24 protein-coding genes are annotated in these 18,564 nt (G+C 47.3%); 1 reads left to right on the forward strand and 23 read right to left on the reverse strand.

Features of this window, described 5'->3' with window-relative positions; translation table 11 throughout:
- Window positions 1–74 precede the first annotated feature (74 nt).
- The 21 genes from DSOL_RS23540 to DSOL_RS23650 all read right to left on the reverse strand — a co-directional run bounded on the left by DSOL_RS23540 (window position 75) and on the right by DSOL_RS23650 (window position 14,983).
- Window positions 75–287, reverse strand: coding sequence for a mercury transporter (locus DSOL_RS23540; protein ID WP_075367184.1), 213 nt, complete (start codon window positions 285–287; stop codon window positions 75–77).
- A 16-nt stretch (window positions 288–303) separates the two neighbouring features.
- Window positions 304–1,131, reverse strand: a complete 828-nt coding sequence (locus tag DSOL_RS23545; protein ID WP_486598772.1) for a conjugal transfer protein TrbL family protein — start codon at window positions 1,129–1,131, stop codon at window positions 304–306.
- 116 nt (window positions 1,132–1,247) lie between these two features.
- Window positions 1,248–1,478, reverse strand: a complete 231-nt coding sequence (locus DSOL_RS23550; protein WP_075367186.1) for a DUF6133 family protein — start codon at window positions 1,476–1,478, stop codon at window positions 1,248–1,250.
- Window positions 1,479–1,617: 139 nt separating this feature from the next.
- On the reverse strand, window positions 1,618–1,977 hold the full coding sequence (locus tag DSOL_RS23555) for an Mbov_0395 family pilin-like conjugal transfer protein (RefSeq protein WP_075367187.1): 360 nt from the start codon (window positions 1,975–1,977) through the stop codon (window positions 1,618–1,620).
- A 15-nt stretch (window positions 1,978–1,992) separates the two neighbouring features.
- A complete protein-coding gene (locus tag DSOL_RS23560; RefSeq protein ID WP_235838975.1) occupies window positions 1,993–3,582 on the reverse strand; it encodes a VirD4-like conjugal transfer protein, CD1115 family in 1,590 nt (529 codons plus the stop codon).
- Window positions 3,548–4,039 (reverse strand): TRAG family protein, encoded by a 492-nt coding sequence (locus tag DSOL_RS23565; protein WP_075367188.1) that lies wholly within the window; start codon window positions 4,037–4,039, stop codon window positions 3,548–3,550. The genes DSOL_RS23560 and DSOL_RS23565 overlap by 35 nt, the downstream gene beginning before the upstream one ends.
- The gene (locus tag DSOL_RS23570) at window positions 4,036–4,722 is read right to left on the reverse strand and encodes a DUF7768 domain-containing protein (protein ID WP_075367189.1); all 687 of its coding nucleotides are present in this window, start codon (window positions 4,720–4,722) and stop codon (window positions 4,036–4,038) included. Before DSOL_RS23570 ends, DSOL_RS23565 begins: the two co-directional genes overlap by 4 nt.
- Window positions 4,723–4,733: 11 nt before the next feature.
- The gene (locus DSOL_RS23575; RefSeq protein WP_075367190.1) at window positions 4,734–5,090 is read right to left on the reverse strand and encodes a hypothetical protein; all 357 of its coding nucleotides are present in this window, start codon (window positions 5,088–5,090) and stop codon (window positions 4,734–4,736) included.
- Complete coding sequence (locus DSOL_RS23580) at window positions 5,065–5,364, reverse strand: hypothetical protein (RefSeq protein ID WP_075367191.1); 300 nt, start codon at window positions 5,362–5,364, stop codon at window positions 5,065–5,067. Before DSOL_RS23580 ends, DSOL_RS23575 begins: the two co-directional genes overlap by 26 nt.
- A gap of 3 nt (window positions 5,365–5,367) precedes the next feature.
- Entirely contained in the window at window positions 5,368–6,051 is a 684-nt protein-coding gene (locus DSOL_RS23585; protein WP_075367192.1) for a hypothetical protein, read from the reverse strand.
- A 458-nt stretch (window positions 6,052–6,509) separates the two neighbouring features.
- Window positions 6,510–6,764, reverse strand: coding sequence for a nucleotidyltransferase family protein (locus DSOL_RS30240; protein WP_083642982.1), 255 nt, complete (start codon window positions 6,762–6,764; stop codon window positions 6,510–6,512).
- 437 nt (window positions 6,765–7,201) lie between these two features.
- A complete protein-coding gene (locus DSOL_RS23600; RefSeq protein WP_083642984.1) occupies window positions 7,202–7,909 on the reverse strand; it encodes a DUF6710 family protein in 708 nt (235 codons plus the stop codon).
- Window positions 7,903–8,247: a hypothetical protein gene (locus DSOL_RS23605; protein ID WP_075367194.1), complete on the reverse strand. Its 345-nt coding sequence runs from the start codon at window positions 8,245–8,247 to the stop codon at window positions 7,903–7,905. The genes DSOL_RS23600 and DSOL_RS23605 overlap by 7 nt, the downstream gene beginning before the upstream one ends.
- Window positions 8,248–8,338: 91 nt before the next feature.
- Complete coding sequence (gene mobP3 / locus DSOL_RS23610) at window positions 8,339–9,574, reverse strand: MobP3 family relaxase (protein ID WP_075367195.1); 1,236 nt, start codon at window positions 9,572–9,574, stop codon at window positions 8,339–8,341.
- Complete coding sequence (locus DSOL_RS23615) at window positions 9,555–10,052, reverse strand: ribbon-helix-helix protein, CopG family (protein ID WP_075367196.1); 498 nt, start codon at window positions 10,050–10,052, stop codon at window positions 9,555–9,557. The genes mobP3 and DSOL_RS23615 overlap by 20 nt, the downstream gene beginning before the upstream one ends.
- A gap of 31 nt (window positions 10,053–10,083) precedes the next feature.
- Window positions 10,084–10,869 (reverse strand): JAB domain-containing protein, encoded by a 786-nt coding sequence (locus DSOL_RS23620; RefSeq protein ID WP_075367197.1) that lies wholly within the window; start codon window positions 10,867–10,869, stop codon window positions 10,084–10,086.
- Window positions 10,866–11,147 carry a hypothetical protein gene (locus tag DSOL_RS23625; RefSeq protein ID WP_075367198.1) on the reverse strand — a complete coding sequence of 94 codons (282 nt, stop codon included), beginning with the start codon at window positions 11,145–11,147 and terminating at the stop codon, window positions 10,866–10,868. Before DSOL_RS23625 ends, DSOL_RS23620 begins: the two co-directional genes overlap by 4 nt.
- A gap of 310 nt (window positions 11,148–11,457) precedes the next feature.
- Window positions 11,458–12,519 carry a DUF3991 domain-containing protein gene (locus tag DSOL_RS23635; RefSeq protein WP_075367207.1) on the reverse strand — a complete coding sequence of 354 codons (1,062 nt, stop codon included), beginning with the start codon at window positions 12,517–12,519 and terminating at the stop codon, window positions 11,458–11,460.
- Between the two features lie 8 nt (window positions 12,520–12,527).
- Window positions 12,528–13,571: a hypothetical protein gene (locus DSOL_RS23640; RefSeq protein ID WP_075367200.1), complete on the reverse strand. Its 1,044-nt coding sequence runs from the start codon at window positions 13,569–13,571 to the stop codon at window positions 12,528–12,530.
- Window positions 13,558–14,388, reverse strand: coding sequence for a hypothetical protein (locus tag DSOL_RS23645; RefSeq protein WP_075367201.1), 831 nt, complete (start codon window positions 14,386–14,388; stop codon window positions 13,558–13,560). The genes DSOL_RS23640 and DSOL_RS23645 overlap by 14 nt, the downstream gene beginning before the upstream one ends.
- A gap of 196 nt (window positions 14,389–14,584) precedes the next feature.
- Window positions 14,585–14,983 carry a LytR/AlgR family response regulator transcription factor gene (locus DSOL_RS23650; RefSeq protein ID WP_075367202.1) on the reverse strand — a complete coding sequence of 133 codons (399 nt, stop codon included), beginning with the start codon at window positions 14,981–14,983 and terminating at the stop codon, window positions 14,585–14,587.
- A gap of 189 nt (window positions 14,984–15,172) precedes the next feature.
- On the opposite strand from DSOL_RS23650, the gene DSOL_RS23655 reads away from it, so the two are divergent.
- Complete coding sequence (locus DSOL_RS23655) at window positions 15,173–15,424, forward strand: helix-turn-helix domain-containing protein (RefSeq protein ID WP_075367203.1); 252 nt, start codon at window positions 15,173–15,175, stop codon at window positions 15,422–15,424.
- Between the two features lie 168 nt (window positions 15,425–15,592).
- Here DSOL_RS23655 and DSOL_RS23660 read toward each other — a convergent pair whose 3' ends face one another.
- A complete protein-coding gene (locus tag DSOL_RS23660; RefSeq protein WP_075367204.1) occupies window positions 15,593–16,486 on the reverse strand; it encodes a hypothetical protein in 894 nt (297 codons plus the stop codon).
- Between the two features lie 32 nt (window positions 16,487–16,518).
- A partial coding sequence (locus tag DSOL_RS23665; protein ID WP_282433576.1) for a helicase-related protein occupies window positions 16,519–18,564 on the reverse strand: 2,046 nt, incomplete at its 5' end.

Here is an 18,564-nt window from a genome sequence, read left to right on the forward strand (position 1 = left end):
TATACAGCTTTTCATCCTCCATAAAACCCTCCTTTTCCAATAATCGTCATTATGCCGTTACTCTGCATAATGCGTCATGGGGTATAGTAATACAGCACCAGGTCCTTAATCTGCCAGATAGACTCTGCCAGGACATAGAAAATGACGGTGTTTTTCGCCCGCTTCTTATACTGCGTCTGTTCTTCCTCTGCACCGGAGAGCCTGATCATGCAGTAAATAAACCTTGCGACGGCGCCCAGGCGGACAAGGATGATAATCGCCTTGGAAATATCGTCCATCGTAACCAATATCCATCCACCGCCTTTACTTCGTTAATTTTTGCGCCATGCCGATCAACCTCACGGAATGGTATACATTGTTGATAACCCCGCCACCACCGCCGCCCGTCGTGATGAGGAAGTCCTGCAAGAAGCGCGGCGTCCGGATGGCAAGCATCATGCAGGCCAGGCCCCAAAAGACGTGCATGTTGAGCATCAGCCCCACGCCGAGCTTGGAGAGGACAATCTGCACCACCACGGCCAGCATGGACTGGAAAAACTTGTTGAGATAGGCCTTGAAAACGCCTTTGTCGTTGTCCAGGAGTCCCACGCAGGCAAGGGGAACGCCCACCCGCAGGATAAAGATTTCAAGACCCCGCATGAGAAACTGGAAGTACAGCATGAAATAGCAGATGATAAAAATCAGCCCGAAGATGGCTGTCACAAGCCCCATCGTGGAAATACCATTCACCCATGCCTGCCAGCCGTAATTCGTTGTTACTCCGATGGCTGTCAGCAGTTGGTTGGTCATATCCTCCACAATGTCTGCCATCCACTTATACAGAGTGGGAAAACAGACGGCCACCGCCAGCGCCTTAAAAAAGTTGGTCAGCAGGGAAAGGGGTTCTTCGTCCGCGTCTCCGTCGCTCCAAAGTATATAGGTTTCAAAGCCTTTTTTAAGAAACTTCAATACGATGAGAGACACGCCGAAGCCGAACAGGATGTTAAAAAGCGTAGCCGCGATATTGGTGCCGGACACGGTGGTCATGTACTGCTCCGCATACAGGGTCATGGGCACAATCCCGGTCAAAAGGTCGTTGATATAGGCAATGGCACCGTTTAACAGCGCGACGATAAGCAATACCAGAAGCACTTCCAAATTGATTCTCCTCCCTCATGATTTTGCTCCTATCATTTGAGATAGGAGCCAGTATATCCAGCTGGAATGAACGGCAGAGAAACCAATGCGGAAGGGACGCTTTCTCTGACTTAGCCTTGGTAGTTGAATATGGCCTTTATTTTTTCAGAAAGCAGCGGAAGTATAGTCGAGCCAAAGAGCAGATACAATCCTGCAAGGACTAAAGCTCCCAAAACTACGCTGATCATTACGTTGATAGCAAGGTCAATCATTCCTGACCCACTTCTGTCTGTCAGGATGCCTCTGGCAGAAACCATTCCCTTCATCATATTTACTCTTGCCTTCATAATTAAGTTTTTCATACTTGAATCTCACCTTTCATATTTTTCTTATTGAATGACTGTTGGCAATGAGAGAGTGAAGCCTTTTGAAAGTTAAGATAGTGGTTAAAATAAAAAACAGTGTACGAAACACTACCTTTGGTCAGATTGGTTGCCGCAGTTACTTATAGTAACCGATAATCAGATTCAAAGTTGCCGAGCCGAGTACGGCACCGATACAGGACACAATGGCAACCACAATACGGTTGTTCCACTTTTTCGTGTCCATCTCGTCGGCGGCGCTGCGGCGGATGAAGAAATAGATGATCAGCAGGCCCGCCACCACCGGAGCCAGCACCATCAGCCAGGTGGTGACATCGCCGATCAGCTTTTCCGTCCCCGTGACAATCTTGCTGCCCTGAACGCCGTCAGCGGCGTAAGCCGGCACCGCCATCATTGCTGCTGCCGCCATAACAGCGGCAGCGGCACAGGCTTTCTTTAAAAGCCTTTCGGCCTTTTTTGTTGCGCTTTTCGGTTTCATAAAATCCTCCTTTCCTCAATCCATATCCGCTTCACTGGCTACTGATTGCCCTTTACCCTCCGCGGCCTTTTGCTGGAGCTTGCGCATGATGTCCTTCTGGTAGTAGACCCAGATATTCCACAGGGCGATTTCCTTGCCCACGTCGGTGACGACCGGGCGTTTCTGCTCCCGTTCCTCCCGCAGCTTCCGGTTATGCTCCTTGTCCCCCATGCCCAGCATTTTGTTGAAATACCACTCCGACAGGTCGGGGGAAAACATGATGGCGGGATGGGTCCGGGATGTGACGATCTGATACGGACGGGTAACCCGCCGTACTTCGTCCACATTCAAAAGCTTGCGCTCAATCAGGCTGATGCTGTGGGAGCTTGACGGGGTGGTGTACTTTGCATGATTGGCCGATAGCTGATAGCTGGAAACGGTGTAGGTCCCCAGCTTTTCGCTGATCTCCCGCAGGGTGTCCATGTCATCAGCCTGTAGATAAACCCAGGTCTGGCAATTGGCCTTGATGGTATCCGAGATGTTCTCATCGTACTTTTCTTTCAGTTGGGAGAAGGACTGAATAAACAGGTTGAACCGCATCCCGCGCCCGCCGCCGACTGTGAGTTTGTTCGTGAAATCACTTATGGTGGTGAAATTTCCGAATTCGTCCAGCATGAAGTTGACCCGCTGCTTGAGCCTGCCGCCCCTCATATCGGCTAAATTGGCAAGCTGCTCATACTGCTGCGACACGATGAGGGAGGCCACTGGATAAAAGGTGGTCTTTTCGTCCGGCAATATGATGAACAATGCGTGCTTTTCCTGCCCGATGTCCTGCAATTCAAAGTCGCTGGTATGGGTGATGGAATAGATGGACCTGGAAGTGAACAATCTGAGGGTTGTCAAGGCGGAGGTGTAGAAGCTGCCTCTTGTCCTCGACGGCGCCACATCGGAAATTGAAAGCAGCGCCTTGGCGGGATGGGAGGGTGGAAGTTTTTTGACGTACTCTAAGAGGGGCATTTTGTTCCCGATCATCTTTACCATTTCGGCGATAAACCAGTAGACATTGGTGAGGTTCTGGTAATCGGGCCGGTGTTTATTGTCGCACACCACGCAGAGGATGACAGCAGCAATGATGGAGCATTCGCCATTTGTCCAGATTTTTTCGCCCTCCGGCTTGCCGACAAGGTTGTTGGTCAGATCCCAGGCCAGCATTTCCGCCCTGTCGGTGTCGTCACGGTTGACCGCATTGATGATGGGCTGCAACAGGTTGTAGCGCATACTTTTGGACGGGGTTTTGAAATCCAGCACCAGCACCCTGTAGCCGAGTTTTTTGAGAAACTCCGCGGTGTAGTCGTACAACTCCGCTTTCGGGTCACTGACCACGATAGATTCCCCGGCCAATCCCAGGGTGCAGATGGACTGCACCACCAGGTTGCGGGTTTTGCCGCTGCGGGTGGCGCCGATACACAGCAGATGGCTGTCCTCGCCCACATAATAGATGTGCTCGTTATCGCCCTCCTTTTTCATGCCAATAACAACGCCGCCCTCGCGTAAAGCAAAGGCGGCGTCTTCATCGGGTTCCGGTTTTGGTTTAGGGATTGTCTTGGGATGAAATATCGTCCTCAACCTCCTCCTTCTTGTTTTTCAGGAAGTCTATATTATCATAGCCGCCTTTGATAAGCGCCTTGATAACCTTGTTGTGGGGATTTAAGGCAAAGCTTGCAAAGGCTTTGTCCTTTTCGGCGTCTTTGAGCCATCGCGCCGAGCCGTGCTGGTACTGTCCCACCGCAACGGGCGTCTTGATGTCCGGCGTGATCTCCATTAAATCCGACTGATAGGGCCGCAGGTTGGTGAGAAAGTACATCACCGACAGAATCAGCATGAAGCCCTGCAAGCAAAGATAAAGAAGAAAATGCTGTTTGCTTGAAAAAAGGCTGGTAAGACATTCACCGATGGGCAGCAGCTTCAATACCGTCATCTGCCTTGACAGCAGCCCATGAAGGGCGGTTGAGAAAAAGAGATTGACAAAACCGCCGGTCAAAAATATCAGGGAGCAGATCATCAGTTTAGGTCTTGTTTTCATAGCGTCATCTCCAGGTGCTGCTCCTGTTCGTTTATCAGCGTTTCAGCGATTTCATTTTTTACAGGCGTGTTTTCAAGCCACTGCTTTAAGCTTTCCGGTTTGACGATGCCAAGAAAATCCGCGCGTTCCCAGCGACATTCCTGTCCTGAAAACAGGCTTTTGGCATAAACCGCCTGACCTCTTGCCCCAAAGGTGCAGCCAAAACCGTTATAGGCGATCCATAAGCTGTTTTCAGCCGTGCGGCGGCTGGTCATCAGCGCTTCGGGATTCAGTACCAAAATTTTGTCCTCGTAATCCATTTCATTGCTCCTGGGAATGCAATCCTCTGTATCAAGGGCCTTGTTTTCCTGTCTTATCTTCAACCCTTCCTCCATATGATGATCCAGGACATAAACGATGGGAATATTCAGTTTTGTCGCCAGATCAATCTCACCCTGCATACCTTGTGTAATTTCGTCCCCACAGCACCACATTTCATCGCACCGCCTTAAAAGCGCAAGTCCCATTTCTAAGCCCTTTTCCCGCTGTTTGGGAATGTTATCCTGAAGGTAGGCGGTAAATATGGCATGGGGAGCAAGGGGGACGGTATCGCATCCCGCGGCATATTCGCAGTATCGGTTCGCTTTTTTGATGTTTTCCTCCACCACTCCCCGCAAAGGGGAGCAGATATAAACCAGCTTCAATGAAAATCACCTCACAGTTCCAGTTCAAATTCGATCTCGTTGAAGGTTTCAAAACCCGTATCGTATTCCGCGTCATCAAGCTGCTTCAGGGCTTCCTGCCTTGCAATAAACTCCGGGTCGGTGACCAGTCCCTGCCGGACCAGCTCGTCTCCCACCAGGGAGGTGGAAAGCTCATCGGTAAAGCACAGGTTTTCACCCTCCGGTTCACCCCTGGCGGCAACCGCTTCGGGCAGTATTTTTTCGGCGTCCGCCTTTGACATCATAATGCCCTTGCTTTTGTCGCCCACAATCTCATAAATGCCGAAGGCGATTTCGCCACAGGTGATGATATTGCCCCATAGGTTAGCGTTGGGCCTGCTGTCCGGCATGGATTCCGCCTCCCTCCGCATACGGCATAAAGGCGACAATGCTCAGATAGTCCTCGCCCAGCCGCAAAATCAAATCGTCCTGATGCTTTAACACCGTATCCACCGTACTTTCGGGGCAGTATTTCAACAGATCCTCAACATACTGCCCCACCTCAAGACCGATGGGCTTTTTCATATACTGCTCGTCTGTCATGGCTTCCAGCCGCTTGTTCAAATCGTTCTTATAGGCCAAAAACCGCGCTATGGCAATGGTCTGGTTTCTTTTGCTGCCCATGCTTCACCCTCCAATCTCCGCATCCATGTCCTGCCGGAATTCGCCTTCAAAGTCGAAGTCATAGTCCCTGCCTTTCAGTTCGGGCACAATGTCCTCGATTTTGTCAATCATCTGCCCGACGGAAATCATGTCGTCATTGGCAAGATTGTTATCCAGCAGCGTCAGCTTTACCAGGTTAGAGTGAAGCACCATCAGTTCGGTTTCGGAAAACAGAGCCTTTTCGTCCACCAGGCCGCTTCGGATGGCAAAATCCTGTGTGGTGGCCTCCTTGTTGTAGAAAAACTGCCGTTGAAGGAGCTGGTCGGTTTCCGGCACCGTCCGGTAGGTGGAAAACACATAGCCGAAAAGGTGGTGCTGTTTGCAGGTCATGGTTACGCCGTTATACTCGGCCAGCTTGTAGGAGCCGTTGGGAAGCTTTTCATTGTCCTCGGTATAGGGGCACTCGGAACAGATACCGGCTCTGACCGCCGTGGCTTTCGCAGTATCGTTGATGAGGTTCAAAACCTTGTCCTTGACTGCTACAAAAGGATTTTTCTCGATGGTGTCGGCTTTGGTGTAAAAGGCAATAAGCTGCTTTTTATAGTAGATGTCGGCCAGGTAGTCGGAGGAATCGGAACGCTTCACCTCAAAGCCCCGCCTGGAAAGTTGCTCAAAAAACTGCTTGTAAAAATCAATCTTGCTGCGCATAGTCACACCTCCAATTCGTTTTCGGATTCCTGCTCAAGCTCCGATTCTTGCGGCTGCATGTTAGCAACAAGCGTTCCAAGCTTTTGGGTCATATTTTTCAAGTCGTATAACCCAGCTTCTGCACCCTCCTGAAAAACGCTCTAAAAAGCGGTTCGCTCAATCCTTTCATGGCCAGTATCACTCCTTTCCCAATTGCTCTCGCGTTTTTTCACGTTTTAAAAAAATAAAATACCCCGGCTCAATTTTGCGCCAGGGCATATTCTGTGGTGGTGAAGGCCAGGATCGGGGTACCGTCGTTAAGATGAAAAATGATCACTGGTTCATAATGGTGATCCAAGGAACTTTGTTGACGTACTGACCGTCCACTTTTGTCTCAATTGTCTAAAAATTTATCGTTCCAGTTCTTCTTCATTTGTCTGATCAGCCGTTAGCTCTCTTTGCTCTGTTTTCTGCTATAATCAGGCATTAACTACAACTCCCTCGTTTTGCACGTTTGCATAGAAAGGCAATACATTTTTCCAGTTTTGGAAATGATTATAGTCCTTTACTATGACGGATAGGACAACATCATAGTTTAGTTTTAAATCATTACAGTATTTCCACAGCTCCTGTTTAAAAAGTTTAGTTGTATGATCATCGCCATTGACAAGGACCATGACATCAATGTCCGACCATTCTTCATAATCGCCACGCGCATAGGAACCGTATAGAATAACTTAACAAGTTTATCGCTAGCAATTTCTTTCGCTTTATTTGCCAATAGGGCAACTATTTTATTGATAGTTGTTGGCGTGTGCATTTTTGAGCCCCCATTTCTATCAAATCAGATACTTTCCAAAGCCCGTTTTAAATCCACAATCAATTCCGGAAATTACTCACGGTAATGCTATCTTCTTCAGCATAGAACAACACTTCTTCACCGTGAATTTTTTTAAGAAGCTTTCACTCAAAGCACAGGTTGTCAGCAGACCAACATGGACCTCTCTGGATGAGATAGTCTTGTCGCCACAAGTAGAAGATATTCTTACAGTCATTATACATTGCCATGTTTTTACAGTAAAGATCACGTTCAGATACTCGTGATAGTTATTCCTGCGATCTGTCTTGAAATCATCTCCTTTTTTGTTCTGTCTTTTTGGCGGATTGGCCTTCATCCCAGCTCGGCAGTATCTTCTTCATTTTCGAGCCTGTATTTTATCTTGGAAATCTCATAAATAACCCCTACCCGGAAGTCATATAATTCTCTGAGCTTATTCCCGTTGTGCTGGTTGTACCAGCAGTCCCCATCCGTGTAAACATGGTCAAACATTGGAATTATATCAATTGTTTTTGCTTCAATAAATCCTTTTTTATGCCCAATGCCTGCTGATATAGAGTGAGTGCCGTTGTATGCAAAGCATAGATCTACACCCGTATAATAATACGCTAAATGGTTTCCTTTAATATATTCAAATGAGTTCTTAGCTATAATTTTTATGATATTTCTCATTCTATCCCTATGCCAGGCTAAAACCAAAACGCAGTCATTCGCTAAATCAACCTTTTTCATTTTCTCTTCATCTGGTTTAGCCCAGATTTTGCTTCCTACTTCATCTTCATAATATATGGGAAATGGATGGCTGATTTTCTTATCGAAGTTCTCTTTGTTATAGAGAATTGTCGTCAGTAAATCATTTTTCAAGTCTTCCTTAATGATTCCCAACATATATTCCAAGATGATAATCTGATCCTGTTTGCTCTGCTCATATTGTAGGGTTTGCCGTACAAAGTCCATGGCATAATTGAATTCCCAGCCAGATTGTTCCGGTTTCTGCACATCTTCTTTACCAAGAATCTTCCCCCGAAAGCTTCTTAACATCTATCGTCCTCCTCGATCTGTAAAAAGATTTCTAGGATTTTCACGGTATTATTATAAACTCTTTTCTGGAAAAAAGGTACATAATGCATGAGGGAAAGCAATTCATTACATACTCTCAAATACTTTTCTTCCTCAAATGCTTTTTTAATTTCTACAAAAAAATGCAGATATCGAAAATGCGCTATATTATCTTTTTCATAGTTTGTTGCCGGTTTTCGTTTTAATAAAGTTTTATAAAAATCATGTAGTGCTTCCTTTGCCCGCAGATTCGTTTCTCCATCTACGTCATTATCCCATATGTCATAGGGCTTTAATATCGCCTGAATTTCCATATCCATATCCTCATCTCCATTGATAGAATAATCGAAAAAGAGTGGTTCTTTGTCCGAGTGCTTTAGAATTCCGGTTCTTCTATAGATTTTATCCTGATTACCGTTCCAGGCCCCTATCCTTATGCTGCAAGTACCATTCCTTTTTTGCCGCCTTTGATAGCTCGGTGCTCATGGTTTTCTGCTTGTCGTCATATTCCGTATCAAGGCTTACGATATTCTGTTCCAGCATCTTCAGGATTTCACAGATCATCTGCTCGGTATAGTAATGCTTTTTGGCCTCAGTGTACTCCATATGGGACAATTCATGTTCCTTGTTCAGCATTGCTTTGATCACACCCAGCAGCTTGTTGGCAATCAGCTTTTCCGCTTCCTTGACTGCCTTTTGCCGGTACTTTTCGGTATTCTCAGGGTCGGTGTTGTAGAGCATTGCCAGGGCGCACTTGCTGTCCGCGTATTCGTTGATCAGGTTGCGGATATACTCGTTGCCGTTTTTCAATTCCTCGACAAAGGCGTCAACCTCCGCTTTTACTTCTTCGGGCAGCAGCTTGTAATATAGGCGGCCTTTCTTCGGCATCTTATCTTTCAACTCGAACAATCTGACAATCAGCGGGTTTAAATCGGTGTCTCCCAGGATGCCGTCCAAGGAAGCCGCGCCCAGTTCGTCGGCTTCAATCCGTCCCACCAGCTCCTTTAACTGTTTGTATTCCTTCGGATGGGCCGCCTTGACGTACTCGTCAAATTCGGATACCAATTCATCGGTGACGGCCTTGATGTCGCCTTTGGCTTTGTCCTTCTCCCTGCAATACTGCTCGATCTTGTCCGCAAAGGTTTCCTTGATCAGTTGGATGCGGATGCTGTCGGGGATTTTGGGGTGGACATAGTTTTTCATCAGCCTTTGGTTTTTGTCCCAAAAGGCAACGTGGCTATGGGGATGGCTGCGCTCGTTGTGGTGGGCGCATACCCAGGACAGGTTTTTTACGCTGATGCCGTTTTTTTGTGCCAGGGTTTGGATATGCCTCTCAATATACTGCTCCCATGCCTTGTGGTCGTTTAGCCCCAACTCCGCGGCGGTTTCAGGAGCAAAGGAAATGATGCTGCGGAAGATGTTGACGTTTTTATAGGAAAGCTCCCGGACTTCTCTGGCGACTTCCTGCCAGGTTTCAAACTCCACCAACTCGCCGGGAGAAAGTTTTCCGAACAGTCCATGCCGCATTCCCTCGTTTTTGGAGGCGCCGGGGCGGGTGGCGATATAACCGATATGGGCATAGTTGCATTTGGGGGTTTTTCGGTAATTGGGATTTCTAAACCGCTGCTTATACATCAAAATCGACATAGGCCGGGGTTCCTCCCTTGAGCTCGCTGACTGCCTTTTTCATTTCCTCGTCATCCAGAAAGGCTTTGAGGGCGTCGCCACTTTTCATGTTGGCGTAGGCCAGGGCGCGTTTCCGGGCCAGGCGCTCGATTTTTTCAAAGGAGGAATAGCGGTCGGCGTCGATGAGGTCGGCAATCAGCGCGATATTGGCATAGTAGCCTGCCGCCGATATGATGGTCATGCGGTTGATCATTCCGGCCAAGCGGTTGCCCAGCGCCTTGATGGACACGTCGATTTCCTGGTGGATAATGGCGGTGATGAGGTCGATGTTTTCCTCGTAGCTTTCAATCGCCAGGCCCTTTTCAATATACTTGCGGATTTGCTCGTTGCGAGAGATATGCTCCCGATCCGCTTTTTTATCAATTTCGCCGCACATCTGCTTGGTAAGATAGATGGACGTGGTGATTTTTTCGTCATGCTGTTTACTGGCTTTCGCCATAGGACACGCTCCTTTCCTTATTATTTGTCAATCAAAGCTCCCATTCATCCTCATCCTCCTTGTCGTCCGGTTCTATAAGATTAAACTCATCCAGGTCTGATTCATCAAAAGCCGAAATGTCTGCATGAAAATCTGCTTTATCCTCCCCGAGCGCCTTATTGTTATCCAGGGGAATAGCATCGTAGCTTACATCCCTGGAGGGCTGCGGCATACCCTCCTTCTCTGCCATTGAGTAATATTGGCTATTGGCAACAATAATATGGTCCAATACGCTGATCTGGAGCGGTGAAAAAATGGATATCAGTCTTTCGGTGATATCCCTGTCCTGAATTGAAGGAATCCGACTTCCCCCAGGATGATTGTGTGCCAGGAGGATGGACTTGCAATCGCAATCAAGGGCCGCTTTCAAGATCATTCTCGGATAAACGGCTGCTTCTCCGATGCTTCCCTCGGAGAAGGTCCTGGTCTCGATGAGGTTGTTGCCGGTATCCAGAAAAGCGGCCATAAACTTCTCCCTGTCCTTAATACCGCCCAATAGGGATGCGAAGTATTCTCCCGCCACCTTAGAGGAATCAAATACCAGCTTGGTTTCGTTCTCCTGTAGCTTGAGGAGCCGATAAGCAGAGATAAATTCGTTCAGGACATGAATCTTTTCAAGCTGCTGTTTGTTAGGGTCAATGGTATTGGGATGCTCCAGCACATTAAAGAGATTGTTTTCAGCCGCATATTTTTTCAGCTTGCTTTCGGCAATTCCCGTAAGGCGAGTGATACCTTTTATGAAGTTGGAGGCGTGAGCCTCATCATAGTTTTTCTTCACGGTTTTGCACCCCCTCCCGGCTTTTCAAGCTTTTGTAAATCGGGTACTGCTTCTTCGCCCATTCCAAACAGCACCATTCTGACCGCCTTCAGCTTTTCAAAAACATCTTCTGAAAAATCAAAGCTCTCAAGGTTTCTGAAAAATCCATTGGCTCCGTAATATTGGAGGCATCTGTTGATTTGTTCCGTAATATCCGAATCAACTTCAAAGAGCCTCCCTAAAAGCCGGGAAGCCCTTTCATAGTCTTTTTGCTTGATTGCAGGTTCTTGTTCCATCATCGTGAAAACTCCTTCTTTCTATCCACTCCCAGATTCTTTTCTCTGTTAATATTATCTTTGCTTCAAGCGGGAGACTCTGGCGCTGTACCAACTGCCAGCTTTCCATGAACACCGCCTTTCGCTTTAACAAAAAACTAACAATATATATAGGGTTTTAACAACGTTGCCGACACTGTCGGCAAGCCGTTTTGAGGATTTGTTCAACAAATCTATTCCTGCCTTAACTGAAAAAAACGAGGGTCTTGCGACCTTCGTTTTTTTCGTTTCGGGCTTCCCCGAATGGGGAAGGGGTGTTCCTGTGAAAAGAAAATCAGGGCTCCAGTTCATCCTCCGATTCTTCCTCCGGCTCATCCCGCGCCTCGCTTTCAAATTCGGCTTCCAGGATGGAAACCCGCATGGCGTCCAGTTCCTTCGGGCTTTTGCCTTTACGGGTCTCCGTCAGGTCCGTGTTGAAATCTTTGAGGTGGGGCCGGTGGATAGCACAGGCATAGTCCTGTTCGCCGTATTTTTCGCAGTATTTTTCTGCCGCCACCTGTCCGTAATTGGGAGCCCGTTTTCCGTCCTTGCCCCTGGCGTTATAGTCGTTGTCCAGGGCAAGGACGATTCTTTTAATTTCAAGGTGGTCCTTCAGGTATCTCTCCAGGGCCCCGTCCCAGGTGCAGCCGAGGGATAGGCGGTGATCCTGCTTCCAGTCTAGACCGTGCATTTTGGCAAGGGTGGCATGGCTCATCAGATCGATAGGGCTTTCGGAAACGATGACAGTATCGCTTTTGCCCTCCACATAGAAGGGGTAGCTCTTGTCGGAATTCTCTTTATCCTGCTTAAAATCGCTTTCCGTGCGGGCCGCCCGCATGGAGCAGTATTTCGGGTTTTTGTCCCTGTCATAGCCTACAAACACGCAGTTGCCGTATTTCGCTTCCTGATAGATTTTCCGCTCGTTCATCAGCAGGGAGACAACCTCCGGTGCAATTCCCCGGATGCTCACCAGATACCAATAGGCACGTTTGAAGTTGGCGGCCTTGTCGGGCAGGACAAGGGGACCTTTTTCTGCTTTTACGTAGGGGATACGCTCCCGGACATACGGTTCGTAGCTTTCGCCAATTAACTGTGCCACCGCTTCGGTAAAGGTTTTGCCGTCATACTTCATCAAAAAATCAATGGCACCGCCCTTTGAATTAGAGGTCCAGTGGTAAAAGCGGTTGCTGTCCTTAAAGATGTAGAGACCGCCGGAATTTTGGGCATGGAAAGCTTTGCGCCCTCCCTGTTCCAGCTTGAAGCCGTACTGCTGGGCAAGCTCCACCAGGCTGACCCGGTTGGCCTGTTCGATCTGTTCCTCTGTGAAGCGAAAGGGTTTCGATGCCGTTTGTGCCATAGACTGCATCACACCTCCTGTTCTTCATCTCTCTCCCGCACATTTTCCGCAGGTTCAAGAGGGGCAGGAAGCACCCTGTCCAGCTTATATACGATAGCTTCCAGGGTTTTAAACGCAGTTTTATCCAGGTCGCCCGACTGTCCGGCAGCAATGGCAAGGGTGTAAATCTGATTTAACTCTGTCCAATTAAAAAGCTCTGCCCGATTTTCAGGCAGAGCCAACAGGTATTCCAGCAGCCGTTTGTCTTCCGGCGCCATGCCGAAAATACCCTTGTGAAAGATATGATAGCTGATTTCATCGGTGCTGGTGACAGGTTCCCTGATGTTGTCTTTGGACAGCATGTAAACGGGAACCTTATGCTCCAGTGCTTCAAAAACGTCTCCGGGTGTGGTGAATACCATATCGTCACGGGTGTAGCCGTAGCTGTGGAAGCGTTCCTTTACCATGGCGGCAATGTATTCCTCCAGGCTTCCGGCGGTGGTATTTAATATCCGTACCTGCCTTGCTTTGCACAGAACATCCTGCAGCCGCTGTTCATCACCCACCTCATAGCGCAGGGTTTCAATCTCACCGTAACGCTGGCCAATGCTGTACCAGTTAGTGTTGTACTCGTCGATATCAAACCTGCGGATGTATCCGTTGTTGCTGTCGGGATGCTTGAAAACCGCCTCAACCGATTGTGCGTTGAAGCAGTTTTTCCGCACATCCTCGATATGCGTTTTGTAGTCCAGCTCAAAAACATGGCCGACGACAGCTTTGTCCTGCAAGGCTTCGATCTCTACCGCGAAGGCTTTAACGTTTTCGCTGGAATGATTGTAATAGTCCCAGGTGTTAAAGGCGTGGGTGTTACGGATGTACACATCCCGTTCCTCAAAACACCAGGTGCCGAATCCGCGGGACATCCATAGGAAATTCCGGCTATTGTGACTATCCTCTGCGGCTTTTTGCAGCCTTGCAATGTCATATTCGAAATCTGATTGGTAATGCTCTGTGTTGTGCTGCATGATTTTCCTAAGGGTGTCTATCACATCCACATTCTCAAATCTCATCATCGTACTCCTCCTGTTCCTCTGAAAGCTCGGGATCATCTTCATAAAAACGGTTGTATCCCTTTGAGCCATATTCACTGGCGGCTTCAGCTTTCAAAAGGTCTTTGCCTTTCAGATAATCGAAGCAGGAGAGTATGATTTTCAGCTCATCCTCTGTTGCTTCCCGTCCTTCACCTTTACCATAGGAAAAGGTATGGGACTGAATAAAGAAGTCTTTTCCGCCGTTGTCGCAGTGACGCTCCGCAAAGTCGATGTAATCGTCTGTGTCATAAATCATCGTGTCATGGGGATTTTCAGGCATAAAAAAGGTTACAATCTGACTATCGTTGTTGTTCAGGGTGATTTCAGAAAATACAATTTCACGGTTGTCTGCGATCATCAAATCGTCTAACTTTGCTTTTTGGTACTCGCCGAATTCGTTATCATATTTCCAGCGCCATACAATGTTCATACTGTCAGCTGTAATGCCCTTACTCTCCAGAAACAGGCATTGCTGTTGAATCTTTAAAAGCGAATTTCTGGCGTCAAGTGAATGAATCCACGGGCTTGAATAATGCTCAACTGCTTTCCCTTTGAACAGGATGTATCCCTCATGGTCCTGCGTCATGTGTTCGACGCCGTGAAGAAACGGCTGTTTATATTCGCCGCTTGTAACTTTCTCATACAGCTGGTTAAATGCCTCGATGCCTCTGTCATTCAAAAAACCGTTCACAGCCATTTCGGTAAGCTTTAAATGAGTTGGACAGAGCAGATTGCCGTCTTGCGTGTTGTGTATGATTGCGATTGCTTTATCGGAAATGCTTAGATTTGTTTCAGACATTATATTCCTCCTTCCTTTCATAAAGCTGGAACCTGACACTTGCTGCCATTAGTCCGCCTCCAGTTCTTCTTCAATTTCGGTAGGGGGAAAGAGAGAACTAAATATGTTGGCCTAAATAATAAGAAGGCAGGAGTTCCATGAGCTATGGAGCACCTGCCTTTGATTTATCGCCTTTTTATCCCTTTTTCCCTATCCGCTACGGCCTTTCGCCAACTTTCCCGGCCAATACCTTAGCTAATATTTTATTTATATCTTCTTGTTGGAGCGGTTTGAACAGTATCTCAAGCGGTGAAGCTGCCATAAAAGCATGTTGCATTTGCTTATCGGATGCCGTTACAAAAACGATGTGACACGCTGTGTTGTCGTCCCGAATCCTTAAAGCGGTCTGAAGTCCGGTCAGCTTTTTCATAAAGTTGTCCAGAAAGAAAAGATCGAAAAAATTTGTATTTTCATCAAATTTCTCAATAATTTCTTCTCCACTCTCGAATTCATAAAGATTAAAGCGCACTCCATTTTGTTCCTCATACTCATGAATCAGTAAATTTAGAAGTTTCCGTTGGTTGGGCCTGTCGTCACATATAGCAATATTAAGCATTATATCCACTCCTCTCTAAAATGAATTAATTTTATCTATCGAACTGGCTATTTGGAAAATATTAATATACAGACATTTCCAAACTGCAATACAGCTACAACATTATACCTTGTTATTACGTATGATTGCAATTTTGTTTTAGATAAAATGGTATAAAATATTGTTTTATCTAAAAATGGAGGAATCATGATGCCCCCCAGCAAAAGCAAGTCGTACACAGCGGAAGAAAAGCAATTTCTAAGAAACATCGGGTTCAAAATCCAATTTTTTCGGAAACAACGAGGTCTCAGTCAAAATGAGCTTGCCGAAAAATCAGATTTAAGTTATACCACCATTAGCCACCTCGAAAGCACCTCTGTCTATGGTGTATCTATCATTTCTATATTTAGGATAGCGCAAGCTCTTGACGTTGATCCAAGTCAGCTTCTAACGTTCAAATAAGCGGTAAGTGTTCATTGAGGTGTATTTTGCAGATTCCAAAATTGCAGTATAAATTGAGCATAGATGGCGTTTACTACATAATTATCAGAAGTTCTATTACATGGGAGACTGAGTTGTCTCCCATATTTTTATTATATAAATGAACGGTCGTCTCAGCACATGTCCCTCCTACATTTCCATTTCATCGGTAAGCTCATCTTCCAAGCCGCAATCAAGCTCGTCCTTATCTTCATGTTCCTGAATTTCCTCCAGGATGTCCTCCTCGCTGGCGTTGTCCCAACGTTCTTGCAGAATTTCCACAATATCCTTGCATTCATCGGGCAGGTGCTCTTTGATACTGGCCTGCACGTCACGGAAATCGCCCATAAACCCCCAGCAGCTATCCACTTCCTCGGCATTTTCATACAACTTAAAGCCATAACATTGGCCGGTAAGGTAGTAGTCATAGTCTTTTACTTCACCGTCCAACAGCTTTTCAGCCTTTTTAATGGTTTCAGGCGTGACCTCTCCGAATTCCTCTTTTATCTTATCGTGGGGAGCATAAATCCACCCTAAGAGGCCGCTGTCCCAAGAGCAGCTAAATCCGGTCGTGTTTACCGTCAAGCCGCTATGGTCGTACATATAGACAGGCCGAATACAGTATGCCTTTTCAGACAGTGTTTTCAAGTCCTGCCACTGCATTTGCTCAAGGATCGCTTCGCTCAGTTCCGTTTCGCTGCCTTTTAACGGTGCGGAGAGGGTATATTCGGTATACCACTTCTTGAAAAAATCAGAGTAAGAATTAAGCTCCCATTCATGAGCGGACTTGTTATATTCCAGCTTCAAACCATCCACATTGCCATTCTTAACATAGGAAATAACATCTTGATCCAGGATACTGTCCTGCACCAGTTTTTGAAAGAATTCTTCCGCGCCGTCGTAGTGATGTTCGTCGCCCAGCGTGTACCGCTTGTGGAAGCAAACCATTGTACCGAAATTGTCCCATTCTTCGCGCGGATTTATCGGTTCATCATCGGGTACAACAAACAGGGTGTAGGGCCTTTTTGTTGCCACCATCGGCATGGTATCACATCCTTTCTTTGAATTTCTTAAAACTAAGCCTTGGAAGCGATGTCTGCGTCTTCCGCTTCCAAGGCTTCCTCGTTACAGGCTTCATCAATTGTTTTGCTTTCATCAAATATGACTTCCTCTTGTTTTTGAAGCTCCTTAAACTCCAGCCTGGTGTTGATCTCTGCCTGCCGCGCGGAATACTCGTTCAGGCGCTGTTCAAATTCAAAGGGCTTTTGGACTTCCTTCCTGGCTTCTTCAAGCTGAGTTTGGGTATCCGCCAGCTTTTGCTCCATATTCATCAGCACCGCCGGTATCTTTTCAACCACGTTTTCAAGCCTGGTTATGCCGCCGAGGAATGAATCGCCAAGGGGTGTGCTGTAGGTGTTGTCGCCTTTTACCAGCAGTTCCAGTTGTTTAAAGGCATTCAGGACAAGAAAGAGACGGAAGCCCCTGTATTCACCGACAGGTAAAGGTTCGCCGTTTACTGCAAGGTCATGGAGCTTCATTATCAGCAGGAGCTGCTCTCCGGCCTTGACACGCTCATCATAGGTTTTGCCATCAATCACCGCCGAAAAGTCTTTCCCCTCGGTTTTCTCCCGCAATTCCATGTCTTTGCGGATACTCGCAATCTTCTTTTCACAATAGTCAATGGTATCGGGGTATTGATTATTAATATTTCGTCCCAGGGTCAGACGTTCATTGTTCCAGTTGCCTTTTAACAGCTTCAGCCGTATAACCCCGTTGTCCACTTCCATTTTTTCTGCCAGCAGAGGATTGGAGGTCGCAATCGCCTTGACTTCGGCAGCGGAAAGCACCGTTTCATCCATATCCTCACAGGAGCGGGAAATGCTCTTACCCGTCATCACCTGTGAGATGTACTTCAATTTCTGCTCCTGAATCTGCCAGAGATAGGCGTCAAACGTACCTTTCGTGACATACCGCAGTATTTTGATGATCGGGTTTTGATTGCCCTGGCGAAGTATCCTGCCGTCGCGCTGCTCAATGTCGCTTGGCCGCCACGGGCAGTCAAGGTGATGGACCGCAACCAGTCTGTCCTGTACATTGGTTCCTGTGCCGAGCTTGCTTGTGCTGCCCAGCAGGATTCGGATTTCACCCATGCGTACCTTTTCAAACAGGTTTTCTCTTTGCTCGTCGGTTTTTGCGTCGTGGATAAAGGCGATTTCTTCGTTCGATATACCTTTTTCCATCAGACACCTTTTCATTTCATCGTAGACGTTAAACTGTCCGGGCTTTGGCGTACCGCTGTCGCAGAACACAAGCTGTGTCAATCTTTGCTCAGAGCTTTCCTGCCAGATATCAAAGACGTTTCCAATGGCTATATTCAATTTGCTGTCCAGGTCATTAGGTGCATCTTCGTAGACCAGGCGGGGATCAATGGACATCAGTTTCGCTTCACCGGTGAGTTTGAGCATGTTATCTTCATCTGGCTCAACTTCGCGCTTGCGGATTTTTTCTGCACGCTCCACAAAGCTTTCCATAATCATCCTCTGGAAGGGTGTAGCTTCGGTGGCAATAATGGTTGCCTTGCCGCCCTCGATTTCAGGGATGGGGAGGTTCAACATATCAGCGGTCTGGATATCCGCCACAAGCTGGAAGATGCTCATCAGCTCCGGCAGGTTGTGGAACTTGGCAAAGCGATTGCGCATACGATAGCCGGAGCCTTCGGGTGTAATTTCCAAAGACGATATCACTTCACCAAAGGTGGCCGCCCAGGAATCGAAATAGTTGAGTCCCAATCTTACCAGCATCTGCGGCTGCAAATACCGCTGCAGGACGTACATTTCACTCATGCTGTTGGAGATAGGTGTGCCGGTAGCGAATACCACGCCTTTACCGCTGCCCATTTCCTGCAAATACTGGCATTTCAAAAGCATATCCGTCGCCCGCTGACTTGCGGACCGGCCAATGCCTGCCACGTTGCGCATTTTAGTGTAGGTAAAGCAGTTCTTATAGGCATGGGCCTCGTCCACAAACATATAATCCACGCCAAGTTGCTCAAAATTCAAAAGGTCATCCTTCTTTCCCTCTGCCGCCAGCTTGTCAAGCCGGGCTTTGAGGTTGTTCTGAAA

This window comes from Desulfosporosinus metallidurans (genome assembly GCF_001936615.1).
GTDB lineage: Bacteria > Bacillota > Desulfitobacteriia > Desulfitobacteriales > Desulfitobacteriaceae > Desulfosporosinus > Desulfosporosinus metallidurans.